Source organism: Pseudomonas sp. NFX15, assembly GCF_049132105.1.
Classification (GTDB): domain Bacteria; phylum Pseudomonadota; class Gammaproteobacteria; order Pseudomonadales; family Pseudomonadaceae; genus Aquipseudomonas.
The window spans coordinates 19376-40501 of sequence record NZ_JAFMPV010000039.1; the positions used below are offsets into that span (position 1 = coordinate 19376).

Sequence of the window (21126 nt, forward strand, 5' to 3'; positions counted from 1 at the left end):
GCGGAGACTTTGCGATGTACTTGACACTTCAGGAGTGGAACGCACGCCAGCGACGTCCAAGAAGCCTTGAAACAGTTCGTCGATGGGTTCGGGAATGCAGGATATTCCCACCTCCGGTTAAGGATGGAAGAGAGTATCTGTTCCACGAATCAGCGGTAAAGGTTGACTTAAATCGACCAGTAACAGGTGGCCTTTTGAAGAGGATCAGAAATGGGAAGAAGGCGAAGTCATGAGCGCCGGGATTTACCCCCTAACCTTTATATAAGAAACAATGGATATTACTGCTACAGGGACCCAAGGACGGGTAAAGAGTTTGGATTAGGCAGAGACAGGCGAATCGCAATCACTGAAGCTATACAGGCCAACATTGAGTTATTTTCAGGACACAAACACAAGCCTCTGACAGCGAGAATCAACAGTGATAATTCCGTTACGTTACATTCATGGCTTGATCGCTACGAAAAAATCCTGGCCAGCAGAGGAATCAAGCAGAAGACACTCATAAATTACATGAGCAAAATTAAAGCAATAAGGAGGGGTCTGCCTGATGCTCCACTTGAAGACATCACCACAAAAGAAATTGCGGCAATGCTCAATGGATACATAGACGAGGGCAAGGCGGCGTCAGCCAAGTTAATCAGATCAACACTGAGCGATGCATTCCGAGAGGCAATAGCTGAAGGCCATATAACAACAAACCATGTCGCTGCCACTCGCGCAGCAAAATCAGAGGTAAGGAGATCAAGACTTACGGCTGACGAATACCTGAAAATTTATCAAGCAGCAGAATCATCACCATGTTGGCTCAGACTTGCAATGGAACTGGCTGTTGTTACCGGGCAACGAGTTGGTGATTTATGCGAAATGAAGTGGTCTGATATCGTAGATGGATATCTTTATGTCGAGCAAAGCAAAACAGGCGTAAAAATTGCCATCCCAACAGCATTGCATATTGATGCTCTCGGAATATCAATGAAGGAAACACTTGATAAATGCAAAGAGATTCTTGGCGGAGAAACCATAATTGCATCTACTCGTCGCGAACCGCTTTCATCCGGCACAGTATCAAGGTATTTTATGCGCGCACGAAAAGCATCAGGTCTTTCCTTCGAAGGGGATCCGCCTACCTTTCACGAGTTGCGCAGTTTGTCTGCAAGACTCTATGAGAAGCAGATAAGCGATAAGTTTGCTCAACATCTTCTCGGGCATAAGTCGGACACCATGGCATCACAGTATCGTGATGACAGAGGCAGGGAGTGGGACAAAATTGAAATCAAATAATGATTTTATTTTGACTGATAGTGACCTGTTCGTTGCAACAAATTGATAAGCAATGCTTTTTTATAATGCCAACTTAGTATAAAAAAGCTGAACGAGAAACGTAAAATGATATAAATATCAATATATTAAATTAGATTTTGCATAAAAAACAGACTACATAATACTGTAAAACACAACATATGCAGTCACTATGAATCAACTACTTAGATGGTATTAGTGACCTGTAACAGAGCATTAGCGCAAGGTGATTTTTGTCTTCTTGCGCTAATTTTTTGTCATCAAACCTGTCGCACTCCAGAGAAGCACAAAGCCTCGCAATCCAGTGCAAAGCTTTGTGTGCCACCCACTACGACCTGCATAACCAGTAAGAAGATAGCAGTGATGTCAAACGACGCAGCTGACTTCTTTTCTTTCACGACTTCCCCACACCCAGCATGCATACCTTTCCGCCATAACTGTAGTGAATGTCTGTTATGAGCGAGGAGCGGAAGTTAACACTTATGAAAAATGGCTACGAAGTCCGTGGCTATCTATCGGCTTATTAGTACTTGAAACGCTTCTTCAGAAGCCTGAAGAGCTAATCGTTCGGCGATACTATATATGCATTAATAGACTATATCGTTGGTATAAACAGTGCACCATGCAACATGAATAACAGTGGGTTATCCAAAAGGAAGCAGAAAGCTAAATATGGAAAACTACAATACGATGCCCCGTTAAGTTCAATACTACTAATTTTTAGATGGAAAACGTATGTAATAGAGAGTAACTTAAAAGAGAGATCCTGTGTTGCCGCCAAATAAATTGCGGTTATTTTAATAAAATTAAGGGTTACTATATGTTGGAGTTTAGTGTTATTGAAAGAGGCGGGTATATTCCTGCAGTAGAAAAAAATAAGGCATTCCTACGAGCAGATGGTTGGAATGACTATTCCTTTGTTACAATGTTTTATCTTACTGTCTTTGATGAGCATGGTGAAAAATGCGATATCGGAAATGTTAAAATTGGTTTTGTAGGTCAAAAAGAAGAAGTAAGCACTTATTCATTAATAGATAAAAAATTCAGTCAACTCCCTGAAATGTTTTTTTCCTTAGGTGAAAGCATTGACTACTATGTTAATCTCAGCAAATTAAGCGATGGTTTTAAACATAACCTTCTTAAAGCTATTCAGGATTTAGTAGTATGGCCAAATCGATTAGCCGACATTGAAAATGAAAGCGTCCTTAACACCTCATTACTTAGAGGGGTAACTCTTTCAGAAATTCATGGACAGTTCGCACGTGTGTTAAATGGTTTGCCAGAATTGTCAGATTTCCACTTTTCATTTAATAGAAAAAGTGCTCCCGGATTCAGTGATTTAACTATACCTTTTGAGGTGACGGTTAATTCTATGCCCAGCACGAACATTCATGCTTTTATCGGGCGGAATGGGTGTGGTAAAACAACAATTTTGAATGGAATGATTGGTGCAATCACCAACCCAGAAAACAATGAATATTTTTTCTCTGAAAATAATAGACTTATCGAGTCAAGAATCCCAAAGGGATATTTTCGATCGCTTGTTTCAGTTTCGTTTAGTGCATTTGATCCTTTTACTCCTCCTAAAGAACAACCTGACCCAGCAAAAGGTACACAATACTTTTATATTGGACTCAAGAATGCTGCCAGCAATAGTTTAAAATCACTAGGCGATCTCCGCTTAGAATTCATTTCAGCATTTATTGGTTGTATGAGAGTAGATAGAAAAAGACAACTCTGGCTTGAAGCTATCAAAAAACTAAGTAGTGATGAAAACTTTTCAAATATGGAACTCATCAGCCTCATTTCTAAATATGAAGAGTTAAGACGTAATGAACCACAGATTCAAGTGGACGATGATAAATTCACTAAATTGTTTTATGACAATATCCAGAAATATCTGCTTCGAATGAGCTCTGGACATGCAATTGTTTTATTTACTATCACAAGATTAGTAGATGTCGTTGGCGAAAAGTCATTAGTTTTATTCGATGAACCAGAGGTTCATCTGCATCCACCTTTGCTCTCTGCTTTTTTACGAACATTAAGCGACTTACTCGATGCACGCAATGGTGTAGCAATAATTGCAACTCATTCCCCAGTAGTACTGCAAGAGGTTCCAAAATCCTGCATGTGGAAAGTCCTACGGTCAAGAGAAGCAATAAATATTATCCGTCCGGATATTGAGACATTCGGTGAGAACTTAGGTGTTTTAACTCGTGAGGTGTTTTTACTTGAAGTGACAAATTCTGGATACCACCACTTATTATCGCAGTCCGTTGATTCAGAGCTTTCTTATGAAACCATTCTAAAAAATTATAATGGTCAGATAGGATTAGAAGGTCGAACCGTTTTAAAAGCGATGATAATGAACAGAGATGAAGGTAAAGTACAATGAAAAAACTACCTCTTCCAGCGAGAACTTATAGCGAAATGCTTAATAAATGCTCGGAAGGTATGATGCAGATAAATGTTAGAAATAATTTCATTACTCACTTCCCCACTTTTTTGCAGAAAGAACAACAATATAGAATATTAAGCTCGACAGGTCAGTTATTTACCTACGACAGGACACACCCTCTTGAGCCTACAACCTTAGTAGTTGGTAACCTGACAAAGGTTAAATTAGAAAAGCTTTATGAAAATAATCTCCGAGATAAAAACAAACCCGCTAGAACATATTACGATGACATGCTTGTTTCATCAGGTGAAAAATGTCCATTTTGTGGTGATATAGGACAGACAAAAAATATAGATCATTTTCTTCCTATTGCACATTATCCTGAATTTTCGGTGATGCCTATTAATTTAGTTCCATCGTGCCGCGACTGCAATATGGGAGAGAAAGGTCAAGTTTTCGCAGTAGATGAGGTACACCAAGCGATTCATCCCTATATCGACAAGGACATTTTTTTTCGTGAGCAATGGGTATATGCAAATTTCGTTTCCGGAACTCCGGGTGCTATCAGTTTTTATGTTGAATGCCCGGCGAACTGGAGGCAGGAAGACAAACACAGAGCTCTTCATCATTTCAAGCTATTAAATATTGCTAACAGGTATCGTTTGGAGGCAGGGAAGCACTTGAGTGAAGTGATTACTCAAAGAAACTCTTTCGTAAAAGTTATAAGGAAATATAGTTCAACCGCAACGTTTCAGCAGCTACAGTCAGAATTTATTGAAGCAAATCTGAAACCTATTATAGATTTGAATGACTTCCCCAATTATTGGAAAAGAGTTATGTATCAGTGCCTAGCAAACTCGGAAGATTTTTTCAGAGGGATCTAGAATATGATGAAAGATAGAAAATTACGACGCTTATCGGAAGTGAACGAATACTTTTTATATGAGGAGGGCTGTTTTTACAAAATCCGGTAGTAACTTGCTAACCAATTCCTAGGCAGGTCATTGGCAACAGTGGCATGCACCGAGAAGGACGTTTGTAATGTCCGCTCCGGCACATAGCAGTCCTAGGGACAGTGGCGTACAGTCATAGATGGTCGGTGGGAGGTGGTACAAATTCTCTCATGCAAAAAATATGTAAAATCGGTAGCAACTGGAAATCATTCAACACCCGCACTATCGGAAGTTCACCAGCCAGCCGCAGCACGTTCCTGCATACGACGTGTCTGCGGCTCTACCATATCTCCTATGAGCAACGTGTTAGCAGAGCCAAGCCACAACTCTAATTTTAATACATAATGAATGATAATAATAATATTAAAAATTTCCTGTGTAACTAATTTACTATATGGTTTCTGATAAGAATCATTGCAAAGATCAAACAACTTGTATTACATTGACAGTTAAGCAGTTAATTTTATCACCTCTAAAATATATCAGCATCTAGCATGCAACCTATCAAAATGGAGAGTTTTATGACTAAAAAACCATGGGAAAGAAGACTTAAAGATTTATCGCACTTGCTCAAATGCTGCATTGATACATATTTTGACCCTGAATTATTTCGCTTGAATTTGAATCAATTCCTCCAAACCGCAAGAACAGTAACATTTATTATTCAAAAAAACAAAAACCAGATTATAGGATATGACATTTGGTATAACAATAATGTTATTGAAAAATGGAAAAATGATCCATTAATGGCTTGGGCTAAAAATTCTCGCAATACGATAGAAAAACAAGGCGATTTAGAAATGTATAGCGAGGCAAAGGCTACTCTTATTTCATCTTACATTGAAGAAAATGACATTGAGTTTATTACAAATGAAAGTATGTTAAACATTGGTATAAAAAAGTTAGTCAGACTTGCACAAAAGAAATTACCTTCATATTTAACTGAATCATCTATTATTAAATCAGAAAGACGATGGGTCGCTAATACGCTAAAAGATTACGAATTATTACATGCCTTAGCTATAATCTATGGCAGAATGTATAACTGCTGTAACTCTCTTGGCATACAAATAAACAATCCAATGGGTGACGATGTGATTTCGCCAACATCATTCGACTCTTTATTTGATGAAGCCAGGAGAATAACTTATTTAAAATTAAAAGATTACTCCATAAGCAAATTGTCATTTAGCATGATACAATATGACAATAAAATAATTCCTGAAGATATTAAAGAGCGTCTAAAACTGGTAGATAAGCCTAAAAATATCACTTCGACAGAAGAGTTAGTTGACTATACAGCCAAGCTTGCAGAAACGACTTTTTTAAAGGACGGTTATCACATTCAAACATTAATTTTTTATGATAAACAATTCCATCCAATTGATTTAATCAATACAACATTTGAAGATCAAGCAGATAAATATATTTTTTGGCGTTATGCAGCTGACAGAGCCAAAATAACAAATGCCTATGGCTTCATTTGGATATCAGAGCTATGGCTCAGAAAAGCAAGCATCTACTCCAATAAACCAATACATACAATGCCAATTATAGATGAAAGACTTCAGGTAATTGGAATTGATTCAAATAATAATCAAAAATGTATTTCATGGAAAATAGTTAGAGAAAACGAAGAAAAAAAACCGACTTTAGAAATATCAACAGCAGACTCAAAACATGACGAAAAACCATATTTCATGCGTTCAGTCTTAAAAGCAATTGGCGGTGATGTAAACACTATGAACAATTGAGTCATAGAACTTCCATTATTCTCCTGAAGATAATAATCGCCAAATAAACCAATACTCAGCTTTACAATATACTAACTAACCGCAGAACGTTATTTCATACAACGTTTCTGCGGCATATCACAAAACGATTACTCCATAACAGGGACAGCAGGCCACTCAATATCAGGTGCAGTTGATGTATCAACACGGTTCAGCAACACCCGATACTTCTTCCAGGCTTCCAGCAACGAGGTTTCTTCCTTCGTTGCAATTTCCAGATCTGCAGCATCCTGAAGCGGCGCAATATGCTCACTGGCTACCTGCATCAGGCTTTTTTTTGTTTCTTCCGCCTCCCGGATCCGGAACAGTTTTTCTGCTTCCGTATCCTTCACCCAGGCTGTGCCGTTCCACTTCTGATATTCCCCTCCCGGCGATAACCAGGTAAAATTTTCCGGTAACGGACCGAGTTCAGAAATAAATAACGCGTCGCCGGAAGCCACGTCATAGACGGTTTTACCCCGATGGTCTTCAACGAGATGCCACGATGCCTCATCACTGTTGAAAACAGCCACAAAGCCAGCCGGAATATCTGGCGGTGCAATATCGGTACTGTTTGCAGGCAGACCGGTATGAGGCGGAATATATGCGTCACCTTCACCAATAAATTCATTAGTTCCGGCCAGCAGATTATAAATTTTTATGGTCCGTGGTTGTTCACTCATTCTGAATGCCATTATGCAAGCCTCACAATATAGTTAAATGCAATGTTTTTGACGGTGTTTTCCGCGTTACCCGCAGCGTTAACGGTGATGGTGTGTCCGTGTGAACCAATACTGAAAGAATGGGCATGAGCACCGATAACAACCGGATGCTGGTGCGCACCAATACCAACTGTATGCGCATGTGCACCGGCACTCACGGCTGTACCGGACAATGAGTGACTGTGGCTGCCCTGACTGTCCGTTTTCGATAAATAAGCAATACCCTGTGTGCTGGTTCCTTTAACTGTGGATAAACTTCCTGTAATGGTTGCTGTTCCATACTGACTCCAGCCAGAACTGTTCATCCTTAAACCACTTGTGTGGGCATGAGCACCCGCGGCCCCTGTTGAACCGCTCAGACTGTGAGCATGAGCCCCCGTGTTATTCGTCGATTTGGTGCCGTAATCGAAACTGCCTGTTGTTTTCGTCCCGTAATCAAACGACGATGTGGTTTTCGTCCCCAAATCCGTACCGGATGCACTGGCACTGTGGGTGTGCGACTTAATTCCATCCTGTTCCTGAGACAATACAGCACGACCGCTGGCGGGTTTCCCCTTGATTGTCCAGCCTCGCATATCAGGAAGCACACCCGATGGATACGCGACAGCAAGTTTTGGGTAGGCTGATTTGTCAAACGCCTGCCCCTGCATCAGGACGTAGCCAGACGGAACGATATCTGATGGCCACGGGATCGGCGCACCTGCCGGAAAGGCCGAATTCTCACCGGCCCCAAGGTATTCAAGAACATCTGCAACGGAATTTTTTGCCAGAATATCCCTGCCAACCTGAGTCAGTTCAGTCAGGCTGGCGGCATCATTTTCCGCAAAATACGGTAATTTATTTTTCGCCGTGGAAAGCCCTGCCAGCGCCGTCAGTGTCGCATTCTTCGGTTGTTTACCCGCAAGCGCGTTAGTCATGGTGGTAGCAAAATCTGGATCATTCCCGAGCGCTGCGGCCAGTTCATTCAGCGTATTCAGTGCGTCAGGTGACGCGTCGATAACATCTGCAATCGCGGCCAGTACAAAAGCGGTGTTCGCAATCTGGGTATTGTTTGTTCCCCTGAGCGCGGTTGGTGCTGTTGGCGTTCCGGTCAGTGCCGGACTGTCCAGTGGGCTTTTCTGTTCGTTTCATCCATTACCACCTTAACCGCCTTTGGCGTTGCAGCAAGCGTTTCAGACGTGCTGTTGGTTGCACTGCTGAGCTGCACTATCCCCTTTCTCGTTGTGTCCGCATCCTCAAGCGCGACAGCTGAAGCTATATCTTCTGCACGTTTTGCCGAATTTTTTGCACGTATTGCCGCCGCTTCTGCCGCACTTTTGCTCTGCGATGCTGATACCGCACTTCCCGCAGCCTCTGTCGCCTTCGTGGATGCCGTTGACGCACTCCCCGCCGCCGCTGTTTTTGCGTCTGCCGCGGCAGAGGCGCTCCGTTCCGCTGCTGTTTCAGATGACCTGGCATTCGTCTCGGACGTTTTTGCCGCCCTGGCAGAATTTTCTGCCGCCGTTGCCGAGGAAGCTGCACGACCGGCACTTGATGATGCGTTCGTTTCTGATGATTTTGCTGCCTCTTTTGAGGCCACCGCATCTCGTGCTGAAGTGGCGGCCTCTGACGCTTTCGTGGCCGCGGTGGAGGCAGACGTGGCGGCTGATTGTTGTGACGCTGCAGCATTCGTTTCTGACGTTTTCGCCGCACCGGCACTGGTGGCCGCCGCGTTTTTTGAGGACTCTGCGGCTGCGGCACTTTTTTCCGCTTCAGTGGCCTTTGCTGATGCCGCTTCTGCGCCGGAGGACGCTTCCTGAGCTGACGATGCAGCCTGTCCGGCGGACGTGCTGGCGGCGCGTGCTGAGTCAGTTGCATCAGTCACAAGGGCCGCGACCTGAGCAGCTGATGCACTGGCATCGCCGGCTGATTTCTTCGCGTCTGCCGTACTCTGTGCCACCACGGACGCGTTACGCGCCACCTCTTCCACCATCAGTTCAAGACGACGCAGCACCTCCGGCCGGGCATCATCCTCCGTCATGGCACAGAGAAAATCATTCAGCGTCCCCGGTTGTGAATCTTCATACACGGTGATGGTCCCGGCGTGCGATGGTGGAAAACCGTCAACCTGCAGGATGACACTGTACTGACCGTACTCCACATCCATGCTGTAACGCCCGGCTTCATCCGGATTCTCTGAGCCCACCGTGTTCACCACCACCGTGGTGCTGTTACGTCTGGCTTTCAGCTGAATGGTGCAGTTCTGTACCGGTTTTCCTGTGCCGTCTTTCAGGACTCCTGAAATCTTTACTGCCATATTCACCCCACAAAAAAGCCCACCGGTTCCGGCGGGCTGTCATAACACTGTGTTACCTGGCTAATCAGAATTTATAACCGACCCCAACGATGAATCCGTCAGTACGCCAGTCGCCACTGCCGGAGCCTTCATAAGCAATATCAACAACGACGGACGCTGCCGGATTAATCTGTATACCTGCACTCCACGCCACTGAGGTATGCCGCATTGCACTTTCGTCCCTGGCAGTGGTCGTCTCTTTCATATACCCGGGAGTGATTTCCGTCTTACGGTAATCCATTGTACTGCCGGACCACCGACTGTGAGCCACTCCGGCCATGGCGTACGCACTGACCTGCTTACTGATTTGTAAAACCGGTCCGGCCATCACGCTCACATAACGTCCACGCAGGCTCTCATAGTGAAACGTATCCTCCCCGGTCATCACTGTGCTGCTCTTTTTCGACGCGGCGAACCCCAGGGAAGCCATCACCCCCACACTGTCCGTCAGCTCATAACGGTACTTCACGTTAATCCCTTTCAGATGACTCACACCGGTATCCCCGCCCGACAACGACGGCAATGTACCCGGTTTCACTTGAAAATAGCCCACCGTAAACGTACCATGTCCACCTTCCGCACGGGCCGGAGTGACTGTCACCGCAAGTGCGGCAAAGACAGCAACGGCAATACACACATTACGCATCGTTCACCTCTCACTGTTTTATAATAAAACGCCCGTTCCCGGACGAACCTCTGTAACACACTCAGACCACGCTGATGCCCAGCGCCTGTTTCTTAATCACCATAACCTGCACATCGCTGGCAAACGTATACGGCGGAATATCTGCCGAATGCCGTGTGGACGTAAGCGTGAACGTCAGGATCACGTTTCCCCGACCCGCTGGCATGTCAACAATACGGGAGAACACCTGTACCGCCTCGTTCGCCGCGCCATCATAAATCACCGCACCGTTCATCAGTACTTTCAGATAACACATCGAATACGTTGTCCTGCCGCTGACAGTACGCTTACTTCCGCGAAACGTCAGCGGAAGCACCACTATCTGGCGATCAAAAGGATGGTCATCGGTCACGGTGACAGTACGGGTACCTGACGGCCAGTCCACACTGCTTTCACGCTGGCGCGGAAAAGCCGCGCTCGCCGCCTTTACAATGTCCCCGACGATTTTTTCCGCCCTCAGCGTACCGTTTATCGTACAGTTTTCAGCTATCGTCACATTACTGAGCGTCCCGGAGTTCGCATTCACACTGCCACTGATATCCGCATTTTTAGCGGTCAGCTTTCCGTCCGGTGTCAGGGAAAAGGCCGGAGGATTGCCGCCGCTGGTAATGGTGGGGGCCGTCAGGCGCTTCAGGAACACGTCGTTCATGAATATCTGGTTGCCCTGCGCCACAAACATCGGCGTTTCATTCCCGTTTGCCGGGTCAATAAATGCGATACGATTGGCGGCAACCAGAAACTGGCTCAGTTTGCCTTCCTCCGTGTCCTCCATGCTGAGGCCAATACCCGCGACATAATGTTTGCCGTCTTTGGTCTGCTCAATTTTGACAGCCCACATGGCATTCCACTTATCACTGGCATCCTTCCACTCTTTCGAAAACTCCTCCAGTCTGCTGGCGTTATCCTCCGTCAGCTCGACTTTTTCCAGCAGCTCCTTGCCGAGATGGGATTCGGTTATCTTGCCTTTGAAAAAATCCAGGTAACCTTCCGCATCATCGCTCGCCCGACCGACGGCCTCCACGAATGCCGATTTGCCAACGGTGTTCACACTGCGGATATAAAAGTAATAATCATGGCCCGGTTTGATATTGATACTGGCGGCTATCCAGTACAGCGCCGTACCAAGATAACGCGTGCTGGTTTCAACCTGTCTGATATCCGCAATCTGCTTTTCCGAGAACCAGAACTCAAACTGTACCGTCGGGTCATAAACGGCAAGATGCGGCGTGGCGGTTATCTGAAAATAGCCCGGCGTCAGCTCAATCCTCGACGGTGCTGCCGGTGCGGCAATCCGGAACGATACCGACGCCGGATCGCCCTGCTGCCCCCACGCATTTACCGCCCGGACTGTCAGCCTGTAGTTCCCCAGCGCCAGTTGCGTGAAGCGGTATGTGGTTTCCGTCGTCCGGGCCGTGCTGACCAGCCGCTCACTGCCGTCGTCCGCTGTTACGGTCAGACGGAGCAGGAAACTCACGCCCTTCACCACCTTCGGTGTGTCCCATCGCGCCAGCACCTGATATTCCCCGCTGTCTGCAGTGACTTCTGCGGTCAGGTGCTGCACCGCTGGCGGCGTGACACCATTCACCGTGCCACTCTGTTCGCCGTCAAAGTGCGCCCCGTTATCCACGATGGCCTCTTTTTCCGGCACATGCTGCACGGCGGTGATGGCATACGTGCCGTCGTCGTTCTCACGGATACTCACGCAGCGGAACAGTCGCTGGCGCAGCGTCGGCAGCTTCAGCTCCCATACGCTGTATTCAGCAACACCGTCAGGAACACGGCTCACTTTTACCTTCACGCCGTCGGTGACGGACTGAACCTCCACGCTGACCGGATTGCCACTTCCGTCAACCAGGCTTATCAGCGCGGTACCGGAGGATGGCAGCGTGATTTCACGGTCGAGCGTCAGCGTCCGGGTCTGGCTGTTCACCGCCAGCACACGACCACCGGTGCTGATACCGGCATAGTCATCATCGCAGATTTCAATAACATCGCCCGGTACATGGCGAAGCCCTTCTGCGCCGACGCTGAAATCCACGGTCTGCGTTTCCAGCAGTTCTGTTTTAATCAGCCACAGCCCGGCGCGGTGTGCCTGCCCCCGGCTGGTACAGCCAAAGGCATCCATCTTCGTAACATTACGACCGTAACGGGCAATGGCCTGCGTATCTTCAACAAGCTCTGTCGCCGTCTCCCAGCCGTTGTTCGGGTCAATCCAGTTCACCTCAACGGCATTATGGCGGTCCTTCAGGGCGCTGAAGCTGTAGCGGAACGGCGCGCCATCATCCGGCATCACCACATTACTGCGGTTATAGGTCCACGTCTTATCCGACGGTCGGTCCTGCACGAACGTCAGCGTCTGCCCGTTCCATACCGGCATACAGCGCATCGCCGAGCAGAAATCGCTGAGCACATCCCACGCCTTACGCTGTGTGGTCAGGTACGCATTACAGGTGATGCGCGGCTCCGTGCCGCCAAAGCCGTCCGGCACTGACTGGTCGCAGTACTGGCCGATGACATACAGCGCCCATTTATCCACATCCGCCGCACCAAGACGTTTCCCCATGCCGTAGCGCGGATGGGTCAGCATATCCCACAGACACCAGGCCATGTTGTTGCTGTATGCCGGTTTAAACGTTCCGTCCCAGATACCGCTGTATTGCCGCGTCTGCGGGTTATAGTTCGACGGCACCTGCAGAATACGCCCGCGCAGATGATAATTACGGCTCACCTGCTGGCTGCCGAACTGCTCCGAGTCCACCTGCACGCCGACCAGTGCCGTGTTCGGGTAGCACTGTTTCACATCGATGATTTCAGTGTATGACGACCAGAGCGTTTTGTTCTGCAGCTGGTCTGTGGTGCTGTCCGGCGTCATCCTGCGCATCCGGATATTAAACGGGCGCGGCGGCAGGTTACCCATCACCACCGAGGCCAGATACTGCGAGGTGGTTTTGCCCTTAATGGTGATGTCTTTTTCCGTCACCCAGCCACCGTTACGTTGTATCTGAACCAGCAGGCGGACTTCCGACGGATTCCTGTCACCCTTTGAGGTGGTTTCCACCAGTGCCTGTACACCGAAGGTAAAGCGCAGACGGTCGATGTTTGCAGACGTAATGGTGCGGGTGATCGGCGTGTCATATTTCACTTCCGTACCCAGCACCGTCTCGGAGCCGGAGGATTCAAATCCCTCCGGCGGAGTCTGCTCCTGCTCACCAGCCCGGAACACCACCGTGACACCGGATATGTTGGTATTCCCCTCAGTGTCCAGCACCGGCGTACTGTTCAGCAGCACGCTTTTTAAGCCATCCACCGGACCTTCAATCGGCCCTTCGCTGATGGCATCGATCACACTCAGCAACTGCGTGGACTTCAGGTTGTCCTTCGCTTCGCGCGGGGTATGCCCCTTACTGCTTCCTTTACCCATTCCTCACGCTCCATAAATGACAAAACCGCCCGCAGGCGGTTTCACATAAAACATTTTGCATCAGCGACCAATCACCACAACCTGACCACCGTCCCCTTCGTCTGCCGTGCTGATCTCCTGAGAAACCACGCGTGACCCCACGCGCATTTCCCCGTACAGAACAGGCAGAACATTGCCCTGGGCAACCATGTTATCCAGTGAGGAGAAATAGGTGTTCTGCTTACCGTTATCCGTTGTCTGTATACGGGGAGTTCTGGCTTTCGGTGCCAGCATCTGCGCCACACCACCGAGCACCATACTGGCACCGAGAGAAAACAGGATGCCGGTCATACCACCGGCCCCAATGGCTGCCCCCCATGCTGCAAGGGTGGCTCCGGCGGTAAAGAATGATCCGGCAATGGCGGCAGCCCCCAGGACAATCTGGAATACGCCACCTGACTTGGCCCCGGCGACTCTGGGAACAATATGAATTACAGCGCCATCAGGCAGAGTCTCATGTAACTGCGCCGTTAACCCGGACGTGCTGACGTCCCGCCCGGCAATCCGTACCTGATACCAGCCGTCGCTCAGTTTCTGACGAAACGCCGGGAGCTGTGTGGCCAGTGCCCGGATGGCTTCAGCCCCCGTTTTCACACGAAGGTCGATGCGGCGACCAAATCGTTGTAAATCCCCGTAAAGGCAGATGCGCGCCATGCCCGGTGACGCCAGAGGGAGTGTGTGCGTCGCTGCCATTTGTCGGTGTACCTCTCTCGTTTGCTCAGTTGTTCAGGAATATGGTGCAGCAGCTCGCCGTCGCCGCAGTAAATTGCGGCGTGATTCGGCACTGATGAACCAAAACAGCACAGCAGCACATCGCCCGGCTGTGCCGCTGACAACGGCACCTGATACAGCCCCGTCGCCTCCAGATTATCCAGATAGAGATTCTGGCCGTTACGCCACCAGTCATCCTCACGATGAAAGTCCGGCATCTCAATCCCCGCCAGATGATAAGCATCCCGGAACAGTGTGTAACAGTCCGTCACACCGTGCTCAAAGCGCCGCCCGGTGAGATGCGGCACACAGCGGAACTTATGAATCGTCCCCCGGCAGACCAGCCACCACGGCAAATCACTCTGCACCTGCAGCCGCCGGTCGGCCTCACTCAGCCAGGGCAGACCACCGGGGTGGCTGTGGACCAGCGCCACAATCTCACCCTGCATTTCTGCCTGCAGCCAGTCTTCCGGCGACATACGGAAATACGCCTCCGGCTCACCGGAGATATTCACGCAGGGGAAATATCTTTCCCCCTCCGGCGTGCTTACCACGAAGCCGCACGACTCCGCTGGCGCACATCGCCGGGCGTGCGCCAGAATCGCTGATTCTGTCTGTGTCATGGGATTTACTGCGAAAGTTTGTTAATGGAAAGGAAGCCGCCAAAGTTGCCGACGTTATTGCGGAACTTACAACCGCTCAGGCATTTGCTGCATTTATCCTTCGTGATATCGGACGTTGGCTGGTCATATTCATCCGCGACAGCCGGACCGCTATAACCGCACTCGTCACCGCGATAGGTCCAGGTGCAGGTGTTGGCCAGCATGATACGTCCCGGAAAAACAGCGCCATCCGTTTCCGTCGGCGTGGACAGTACAAAGGAGGCACTCACCGCGCTCAGTTCGCTGCACTGCTCAATGCGCCAGCGGCTGATCACCTCCTGCTCCGGATCGGCGTAACTGTTTCCGTTGACGAAGTTCACCGCATCCAGAAAACGGGCGTAAACCTTACGCCGGACCACCGTTCCGCCGACCAGACTCTGCATATCTTCCGCCATCCCGGTGACCATACCGTACAGGTTAGAAACCGTCAGCGTGGGGCGCGTACTGGTGCCTTTGCCATTCAGTTCAAAACCGCTCCCCTGAATGGGATACGGCTGATACTGTCGCCCCTGCCAGGTGACCGGCTCACCTTTTTCGTTCTGCTCATTACAGAAAAAATAACGTTCTCCACCGACCTCTGTCAGGTCGATTTCCCAGAGCACCACGCTGGCCGACTGCTCCGCACGGGTGCATTCATTCAGTGTTTCCTGCCGGATATCCTGCATCAGTTCACCACCTGTTCAAACTCTGCGCTGAACTCAACACGCAGCATACTGACCCGCGACGACCATTTTGCGCAGGTCACCTTTATCTGCCGCCACTCATAAGGCGGCGTCCACAGAAAGGATTTCCAGCCCCCGTGCTCTTCCAGAAACGACTCCAGTACCGTGGCCTCCTCACGGGGGACAGAAAGCGTCACGCTGTACGTTTTCAGGTTGGCATTCAGCCCGGCAGGCGCTCGCTGAGAATAGCCATCACCAAAGCGCACCTTTCTTACAGAAGGGACCGAAGCCACATCCATACCGGGTTTCACTTTCCAGCGGAAGGTCTTCATCGTCCACCTCCGGAGAACAGGCCACCATCACGCATCTGTGTCTGAATTTCATCACGGGCACCCTTGCGGGCCATGTCATACACCGCCTTCAGAGCAGCCGGACCTATCTGCCCGTTCGTGCCGTCGTTGTTAATCACCACATGGTTATTCTGCTCAAACGTCCCGGACGCCTGCGACCGGCTGTCTGCCATGCTGCCCGGTGTACCGACATAACCGCCGGTGGCATAGCCGCGCATCAGCCGGTAAAGATTCCCCACGCCAATCCGGCTGGTTGCCTCCTTCGTGAAGACAAACTCACCACGGTGAACAATCCCCGCTGGCTCATATTTGCCGCCGGTTCCCGTAAATCCTCCGGTTGCAAAATGGAATTTCGCCGCAGCGGCCTGAATGGCTGTACCGCCTGACGCGGATGCGCCGCCACCAACAGCCCCGCCAATGGCGCTGCCGATACTCCCGACAATCCCCACCATTGCCTGCTTAAGCAGAATTTCTGTCATCATGGACAGCACGGAACGGGTGAAGCTGCGCCAGTTCTGCTCACTGCCGGTCAGCATCGCCGCCATATTCTGTGCAATACCATCAAAGGTCTGCGTGGCTGCACTTTTTACCTGCGACATACTGTCCGTGGCGCTCTCTTCCCACTCACTCCAGCCGGACTTCAGGCCTGCCATCCAGTTCCCGCGAAGCTGGTCTTCAGCCGCCCAGGTCTTTTTCTGCTCTGACATGACGTTATTCAGCGCCAGCGGATTATCGCCATACTGTTCCTTCAGGCGCTGTTCCGTGGCTTCCCGTTCTGCCTGCCGGTCAGTCAGCCCCCGGCTTTTCGCATCAATGGCGGCCCGTTTTGCCCGTTGCTGCTGTGCGAATTTATCCGCCTGCTGCGCCAGCGCGTTCAGGCGCTCCTGATACGTAACCTTGTCGCCAAGTGCAGCCAGCTGGCGTTTGTACTCCAGCGTCTCATCTTTATGCGCCAGCAGGGATTTCTCCTGTGCAGACAGCTGGCGACGTTGCGCCGCCTCCTCCAGTACCGCGAACTGACTCTCCGCCTTCCACAAATCCCGGCGCTGCTGGCTGATTTTCTCATTTGCTCCGGCATGCTTCTCCAGCGTCCGGAGTTCTGCCTGAAGCGTCAGCAGGGCAGCATGAGCACTGTCTTCCTGACGATCGCCCGCAGACACCTTCACGCTGGACTGTTTCGGCTTTTTCAGCGTCGCTTCATAATCCTTTTTCGCCGCCGCCATCAGCGTGTTGTAATCCGCCTGCAGGATTTTCCCGTCTTTCAGTGCCTTGTTCAGTTCTTCCTGACGGGCGGTATATTTCTCCAGCGGCGTCTGCAGCCGTTCGTAAGCCTTCTGCGCCTCTTCGGTATATTTCAGCCGTGACGCTTCGGTATCGCTCTGCTGCTGCGCATTTTTGTCCTGTTGAGTCTGCTGCTCAGCCTTCTTTCGGGCGGCTTCAAGCGCAAGACGGGCCTTTTCACGATCATCCCAGTAACGCGCCCGCGCTTCATCGTTAACAAAATAATCATCCTTGCGCAGATTCCAGATGTCGTCTGCTTTCTTATACGCAGCCTCTGCCTTAATCAGCATCTCCTGCGCGGTATCAGGACGACCAATATCCAGCACCGCATCCCACATGGATTTGAATGCCCGCGCAGTCCTGTCTGCCCAGGTCTCCAGCGTGCCCATGTTCTCTTTCAGGCGGCGGGTCTGGTCATCAAACCCTTTCGTTGCGGCCTCGTTCGCCGCCTGCAATGCCCCGGCTTCATCGCCGGAACGCTGCAACTGAGCAACATACGCAATCTGCTCCGCCGACACGTTATGGAACTGGCGAGCCATCGCCGTCAGCCCCGACGTCGGGTCTGTGGTCAGCTTCCCGAAGGCTTCAGCGACCTTGTCCACCTCCACGCCGGATGCAGAGGAGAAACGCGCCACACTCTGGCTGATGGACGCAATCTGAGCCTCACCGCTTACCCCCGCCTTAACCAGTGCGCTGAGTGACTCGCTGGTCTGGTTAAACGTCAGCCCTGCCGCCTGCCCGGCTCTGGACAGGACCAGCATACGATCTGCCGTCAGTCCCGCCTGATTGCCGGAAAGGACCAGCGTTTTGTTGAAATCGGACAGGGTTGAGTTGCCCTGATACCAGGCATACGCCAGCGCACCGGTCGCCACCGCCAGCGAGGTGGCCCCCACCATCGGCAGGGTGATCGCACCGGCAAGCCCCCTGAACATGGGGATCATCCCGCCGAAGGAGTCCTTCACCTGCCCCCCCTGTTGCAGCAGGATCAGCCACGGACTTTGCCCGCCTGCAAGCTGCGTGGCCACGTCGGTGAACTGTGCAGGCAGCATACGCATGGCGGCTTTATACTGCCCGACGGAAATCCCCGCTTTCTGTGCAGCCAGCGCCTGTCGGCTCAGCGACTGTTCAACGACTGCCGCTGTTTTTTTCGCATCACTTTCCGTACCAGAAAAATGACGCCTGACTCTGGCCATCTGCTCGTCAAATCTGGCCGCATCCAGACTCAAATCAACGACCAGATCGCCTACCGGTTCAGCCATACCGGACTCCTCCTGCGATCCCTTCTGATACTGTCATCAGCATTACGTCATCCTCCGTCATGTCCGCCACATCCGGGGAAGCGGGGATAACTTCATTCCCGTCCGGGCCAAAGCGGACACCTCCGGCAAGCCCTGCCGCTTTCTGCATCAGCACATCATCTTCAGGCTCTTCGTCAGCCTCGCGCCGGTTCAGCAGACTGAAATCCAGCGGATGCATATCCGGATCGCTGAAAAACAGGCTGAGCACGGTGTACGTCAGCCCGGAAAAGTGCATATCCAGCAGAACATCATGAAAATAATGGGTACTGTAAAAGCGGTGCCAGTCGGCATACTCCGTGGATGACATCCCGGCAAGCATGGCACGCCAGTCGGGTCGCCCCATCTCACGCGCCAGTTTCAGGGCAAAACTCAGCTCACCGTCGAACACTTTCCCGCAGAAACAGGCTCTGCGGGCCCGGCGTCCTCTGTCTGTTCAGGGGCATTATTCACCACAAACTCATACATACCAGACAGCCGGTACACCACGTTTTCAGCATGAGAAATTGCCTCCGTGGGCCAGGTGGTAAGCACTTCCTGCTCAATCTGTTTAACGGCTTCATTCATGGACGGCATCTGCGTCTTCTGCGGATGGTTATGCCACAGGGACATCGCCACCAGAAACGCGCCGGTTCTGATGGCGTCTTCCACAGTAAACTTCCGGTTGCTGTCTGACTCCGCCTGTTCTGCCTGCCGTTTCATCAGGGCGAGATGCTCAATGCGCTGCAGGGCTGACAGTTCAGAAAGCGTGACGGTCACACCGTTATGTTCAAATGATTCGGTTTTCAGGAACATCGCTGACTCTCCGGATTAACTGGCGGTGACGGTAATTTCTGCAACCGCAGCAAACTCACCATTACCGGATACAACCGGAATGTTGACCTTGCCTGCAGCAACGCCGTTCACGGTGATGGTCATACCACTGACCGACACGGTGGCTTTTGTTTTATCCGCAGACACCGCACGAAAGCTCTTGTCGGTTACGCCCTCCGGCTGGAAGGCCACGGTCAGCGTGGTGCTCTGCCCTTTCACCACCGAGGTGCTGGCAGGCGTCACGGTCATGCCGGTTGCCGCTGTTACCGTGCTGCGATCTTCTGCCATCGACGGACGTCCCACATTGGTGACTTTCACCGTGCGGGTGATCACTTCCTTCGCCGTCACCGCCTTACCGATACTGCTGACCCAGCCACGGAACACATCGACCGTGCCGTTCGGGAAGCGGATTTTATAGGCACGGGTATCGCCTTCATTAAACCACGCCAGCAGCGCCTGCTGCCCCTGCTCTCCGGGCATCCACGCCAGCGTGAAGCTGGTATCTCCGGCAGATTTCTGCCCCTGCCCGGTCGCAGTCCAGTCTGCATCTTCATCATCGAGATAGCTGTCGTCATAGGACTCAGCGGTCAGTTCGCCGGGCGTCAGGTCTTTAACTTTTGCCAGACGCGACCAGTCAACGTCTGAAAGCGGATTCGCGTAAGGGTCACCGCTCCCCTTATAAACCCACAGGGTGGTCCCGGCACCTTTCACCGGCATTGTAGGATTTGGTACAGGCATAGCGTCCTCACATTTCATAGGTAATGACATAAGTCAGATCGGCTGAACTCCACAAGCCCGCATCATCGTCGCGCCGGTAGTCATAGCCGCTGGCCACCATACTGGTGATCAAATCTGACAGTGCCGGGATATCGCTCATCACCGGATAAATCCGGGACTCCATCCACGCATCCAGCTCTGAATCCGGCACCTGAGCAGGCAGGAAAACTTCGATATGCAGCTCCGCCTGCCAGGTATCGCTGTCCAGCTCTTCGCCCGTGTATTCAGCGCCGGTGAGATAAACGGCAACTGCCGGAAAATCCGCCTCATCAAAAACAGCGGGGCGACCATCAAAAAACGTCGCCCCGGTGTCATGCTTCTCCAGTGCATCCAGTACGGCTGCACGGAGTTCAGTATGTTTCATCGCTTTATTACCATCCTCAGTTGATGCTGCAGCGCATAGCCCAGCTCTTTCGGAAGACGTTCACGCCGTATCCGCTCAATATTTTGTTTAAACGCCGTGGTCAGCGGCACCGCCATCGGGATTTTCACCACATCAATGGGGTAACGGTTTTTCCCAGCCACACGCTGCATGACATGCCACCGGCCATTTTTCAGTTGCTGAATAAACGCGCCGGGAATACGACGGTTACCCACCACAAGCACGCTGCCGCCACCTTTCAGGGATGAACGCTGCCCCTTTTTACGACGCCTGCGGCGCGAAAGGACAACCCGCGCATTACCCAGCTTGATTACGGGCAAATCCCCCCGGTTAACTTTGATTCTGGCCTGCGGATTTTTGACCGTGGCCCTTTTCAGCCTGGCCCTTTCCTTTACCAGTTTCCGGCGTACCTTTGTCTCACGGGCAACCTGTGACGCCGACTGCGATATCGCGGATGAAGCAACGCGGTTAATGGCCATTGCGGCGGCACCAGGCACCGCCGTTTTGCTGATACGGCTGAGGTTTTCAACGGCCTGCTCAAGACCTTTTATGGCCATACATCCCCC

The 21126-nt window shown here is 50.8% G+C and carries 20 protein-coding genes and 1 pseudogene; 5 read left to right on the forward strand and 16 right to left on the reverse strand.

What is annotated here, in order from left to right; all coding sequences use genetic code 11:
- Nucleotides 1-14 precede the first annotated feature (14 nt).
- The 5 genes from J1D76_RS26080 (at nt 15) to J1D76_RS26100 (ending at nt 6407) form a co-directional block, all read left to right on the forward strand.
- Nucleotides 15-233 (forward strand): excisionase, encoded by a 219-nt coding sequence (locus J1D76_RS26080; protein ID WP_002414258.1) that lies wholly within the window; start codon nt 15-17, stop codon nt 231-233.
- Nucleotides 211-1281 carry a tyrosine-type recombinase/integrase gene (locus J1D76_RS26085; protein WP_000533640.1) on the forward strand — a complete coding sequence of 357 codons (1071 nt, stop codon included), beginning with the start codon at nt 211-213 and terminating at the stop codon, nt 1279-1281. Before J1D76_RS26080 ends, J1D76_RS26085 begins: the two co-directional genes overlap by 23 nt.
- An 838-nt stretch (nt 1282-2119) precedes the next feature.
- Nucleotides 2120-3697 carry an AAA family ATPase gene (locus J1D76_RS26090; RefSeq protein WP_015979259.1) on the forward strand — a complete coding sequence of 526 codons (1578 nt, stop codon included), beginning with the start codon at nt 2120-2122 and terminating at the stop codon, nt 3695-3697.
- Nucleotides 3694-4584, forward strand: a complete 891-nt coding sequence (locus J1D76_RS26095; protein WP_000735931.1) for an HNH endonuclease — start codon at nt 3694-3696, stop codon at nt 4582-4584. Before J1D76_RS26090 ends, J1D76_RS26095 begins: the two co-directional genes overlap by 4 nt.
- A gap of 590 nt (nt 4585-5174) precedes the next feature.
- Nucleotides 5175-6407 carry a hypothetical protein gene (locus J1D76_RS26100; protein WP_000162952.1) on the forward strand — a complete coding sequence of 411 codons (1233 nt, stop codon included), beginning with the start codon at nt 5175-5177 and terminating at the stop codon, nt 6405-6407.
- 128 nt (nt 6408-6535) lie between these two features.
- Here the strand turns inward: J1D76_RS26100 and J1D76_RS26105 are convergent, their stop codons facing one another.
- The 16 genes and pseudogenes from J1D76_RS26105 to J1D76_RS26180 form a co-directional block, all read right to left on the reverse strand.
- Nucleotides 6536-7120 carry a tail fiber assembly protein gene (locus tag J1D76_RS26105; protein WP_015979258.1) on the reverse strand — a complete coding sequence of 195 codons (585 nt, stop codon included), beginning with the start codon at nt 7118-7120 and terminating at the stop codon, nt 6536-6538.
- Nucleotides 7120-7452 carry a hypothetical protein gene (locus tag J1D76_RS26110; RefSeq protein ID WP_240330204.1) on the reverse strand — a complete coding sequence of 111 codons (333 nt, stop codon included), beginning with the start codon at nt 7450-7452 and terminating at the stop codon, nt 7120-7122. The genes J1D76_RS26105 and J1D76_RS26110 overlap by 1 nt, the downstream gene beginning before the upstream one ends.
- Nucleotides 7440-7860: pseudogene (locus J1D76_RS26115) on the reverse strand (phage tail protein); the annotation flags it as partial. The pseudogene J1D76_RS26115 and the gene J1D76_RS26110, both read right to left, overlap by 13 nt.
- Before the next feature lie 377 nt (nt 7861-8237).
- Nucleotides 8238-9443 carry a prophage tail fiber N-terminal domain-containing protein gene (locus J1D76_RS26120; protein ID WP_015979255.1) on the reverse strand — a complete coding sequence of 402 codons (1206 nt, stop codon included), beginning with the start codon at nt 9441-9443 and terminating at the stop codon, nt 8238-8240.
- Between the two features lie 64 nt (nt 9444-9507).
- Complete coding sequence (gene lom / locus J1D76_RS26125) at nt 9508-10128, reverse strand: outer membrane beta-barrel protein Lom (protein WP_001246632.1); 621 nt, start codon at nt 10126-10128, stop codon at nt 9508-9510.
- A 61-nt stretch (nt 10129-10189) separates the two neighbouring features.
- Nucleotides 10190-13588, reverse strand: coding sequence for a phage attachment tail tip protein J (gene gpJ, locus J1D76_RS26130; protein WP_000515495.1), 3399 nt, complete (start codon nt 13586-13588; stop codon nt 10190-10192).
- Between the two features lie 60 nt (nt 13589-13648).
- Nucleotides 13649-14221, reverse strand: a complete 573-nt coding sequence (locus J1D76_RS26135; protein WP_001407644.1) for a tail assembly protein — start codon at nt 14219-14221, stop codon at nt 13649-13651.
- The gene (locus J1D76_RS26140) at nt 14218-14961 is read right to left on the reverse strand and encodes a C40 family peptidase (protein ID WP_000194780.1); all 744 of its coding nucleotides are present in this window, start codon (nt 14959-14961) and stop codon (nt 14218-14220) included. Before J1D76_RS26140 ends, J1D76_RS26135 begins: the two co-directional genes overlap by 4 nt.
- A 5-nt stretch (nt 14962-14966) precedes the next feature.
- Nucleotides 14967-15665, reverse strand: a complete 699-nt coding sequence (locus tag J1D76_RS26145; RefSeq protein WP_001152639.1) for a phage minor tail protein L — start codon at nt 15663-15665, stop codon at nt 14967-14969.
- Nucleotides 15665-15994 carry a phage tail protein gene (locus J1D76_RS26150; RefSeq protein WP_000847379.1) on the reverse strand — a complete coding sequence of 110 codons (330 nt, stop codon included), beginning with the start codon at nt 15992-15994 and terminating at the stop codon, nt 15665-15667. The genes J1D76_RS26145 and J1D76_RS26150 overlap by 1 nt, the downstream gene beginning before the upstream one ends.
- The gene (locus tag J1D76_RS26155; protein WP_000840207.1) at nt 15991-18552 is read right to left on the reverse strand and encodes a phage tail tape measure protein; all 2562 of its coding nucleotides are present in this window, start codon (nt 18550-18552) and stop codon (nt 15991-15993) included. Before J1D76_RS26155 ends, J1D76_RS26150 begins: the two co-directional genes overlap by 4 nt.
- Complete coding sequence (locus J1D76_RS26160) at nt 18545-18979, reverse strand: phage tail assembly protein T (RefSeq protein WP_000459457.1); 435 nt, start codon at nt 18977-18979, stop codon at nt 18545-18547. The genes J1D76_RS26155 and J1D76_RS26160 overlap by 8 nt, the downstream gene beginning before the upstream one ends.
- Nucleotides 18961-19383: a phage tail assembly chaperone G gene (gpG, locus tag J1D76_RS26165; protein ID WP_000479153.1), complete on the reverse strand. Its 423-nt coding sequence runs from the start codon at nt 19381-19383 to the stop codon at nt 18961-18963. The genes J1D76_RS26160 and gpG overlap by 19 nt, the downstream gene beginning before the upstream one ends.
- 15 nt (nt 19384-19398) lie before the next feature.
- Entirely contained in the window at nt 19399-20139 is a 741-nt protein-coding gene (locus J1D76_RS26170) for a phage tail protein (protein WP_001349920.1), read from the reverse strand.
- A gap of 7 nt (nt 20140-20146) precedes the next feature.
- The gene (locus tag J1D76_RS26175) at nt 20147-20542 is read right to left on the reverse strand and encodes a phage minor tail U family protein (RefSeq protein ID WP_000683105.1); all 396 of its coding nucleotides are present in this window, start codon (nt 20540-20542) and stop codon (nt 20147-20149) included.
- Nucleotides 20539-21117, reverse strand: a complete 579-nt coding sequence (locus J1D76_RS26180; RefSeq protein WP_000975070.1) for a phage tail protein — start codon at nt 21115-21117, stop codon at nt 20539-20541. Before J1D76_RS26180 ends, J1D76_RS26175 begins: the two co-directional genes overlap by 4 nt.
- Between the last annotated feature and the right edge of the window lie 9 nt (nt 21118-21126).

Excerpts from the sequence above, each read along its gene's own strand:
- gpG (WP_000479153.1), bottom strand. The coding sequence starts at position 19,383 with ATGTTCCTGAAAACCGAATCATTTGAACATAACGGTGTGACCGTCACG.
- J1D76_RS26170 (WP_001349920.1), bottom strand. The coding sequence starts at position 20,139 with ATGCCTGTACCAAATCCTACAATGCCGGTGAAAGGTGCCGGGACCACC.
- J1D76_RS26080 (WP_002414258.1), top strand. The coding sequence starts at position 15 with ATGTACTTGACACTTCAGGAGTGGAACGCACGCCAGCGACGTCCAAGA.
- J1D76_RS26105 (WP_015979258.1), bottom strand. The coding sequence starts at position 7,120 with ATGGCATTCAGAATGAGTGAACAACCACGGACCATAAAAATTTATAAT.
- J1D76_RS26145 (WP_001152639.1), bottom strand. The coding sequence starts at position 15,665 with ATGCAGGATATCCGGCAGGAAACACTGAATGAATGCACCCGTGCGGAG.
- J1D76_RS26180 (WP_000975070.1), bottom strand. The coding sequence starts at position 21,117 with ATGGCCATAAAAGGTCTTGAGCAGGCCGTTGAAAACCTCAGCCGTATC.
- J1D76_RS26085 (WP_000533640.1), top strand. The coding sequence starts at position 211 with ATGGGAAGAAGGCGAAGTCATGAGCGCCGGGATTTACCCCCTAACCTT.
- J1D76_RS26100 (WP_000162952.1), top strand. The coding sequence starts at position 5,175 with ATGACTAAAAAACCATGGGAAAGAAGACTTAAAGATTTATCGCACTTG.
- lom (WP_001246632.1), bottom strand. The coding sequence starts at position 10,128 with ATGCGTAATGTGTGTATTGCCGTTGCTGTCTTTGCCGCACTTGCGGTG.
- J1D76_RS26150 (WP_000847379.1), bottom strand. The coding sequence starts at position 15,994 with ATGAAGACCTTCCGCTGGAAAGTGAAACCCGGTATGGATGTGGCTTCG.
- J1D76_RS26095 (WP_000735931.1), top strand. The coding sequence starts at position 3,694 with ATGAAAAAACTACCTCTTCCAGCGAGAACTTATAGCGAAATGCTTAAT.
- J1D76_RS26140 (WP_000194780.1), bottom strand. The coding sequence starts at position 14,961 with ATGACACAGACAGAATCAGCGATTCTGGCGCACGCCCGGCGATGTGCG.
- J1D76_RS26120 (WP_015979255.1), bottom strand. The coding sequence starts at position 9,443 with ATGGCAGTAAAGATTTCAGGAGTCCTGAAAGACGGCACAGGAAAACCG.
- gpJ (WP_000515495.1), bottom strand. The coding sequence starts at position 13,588 with ATGGGTAAAGGAAGCAGTAAGGGGCATACCCCGCGCGAAGCGAAGGAC.
- J1D76_RS26175 (WP_000683105.1), bottom strand. The coding sequence starts at position 20,542 with ATGAAACATACTGAACTCCGTGCAGCCGTACTGGATGCACTGGAGAAG.
- J1D76_RS26090 (WP_015979259.1), top strand. The coding sequence starts at position 2,120 with ATGTTGGAGTTTAGTGTTATTGAAAGAGGCGGGTATATTCCTGCAGTA.
- J1D76_RS26110 (WP_240330204.1), bottom strand. The coding sequence starts at position 7,452 with ATGAACAGTTCTGGCTGGAGTCAGTATGGAACAGCAACCATTACAGGA.
- J1D76_RS26155 (WP_000840207.1), bottom strand. The coding sequence starts at position 18,552 with ATGGCTGAACCGGTAGGCGATCTGGTCGTTGATTTGAGTCTGGATGCG.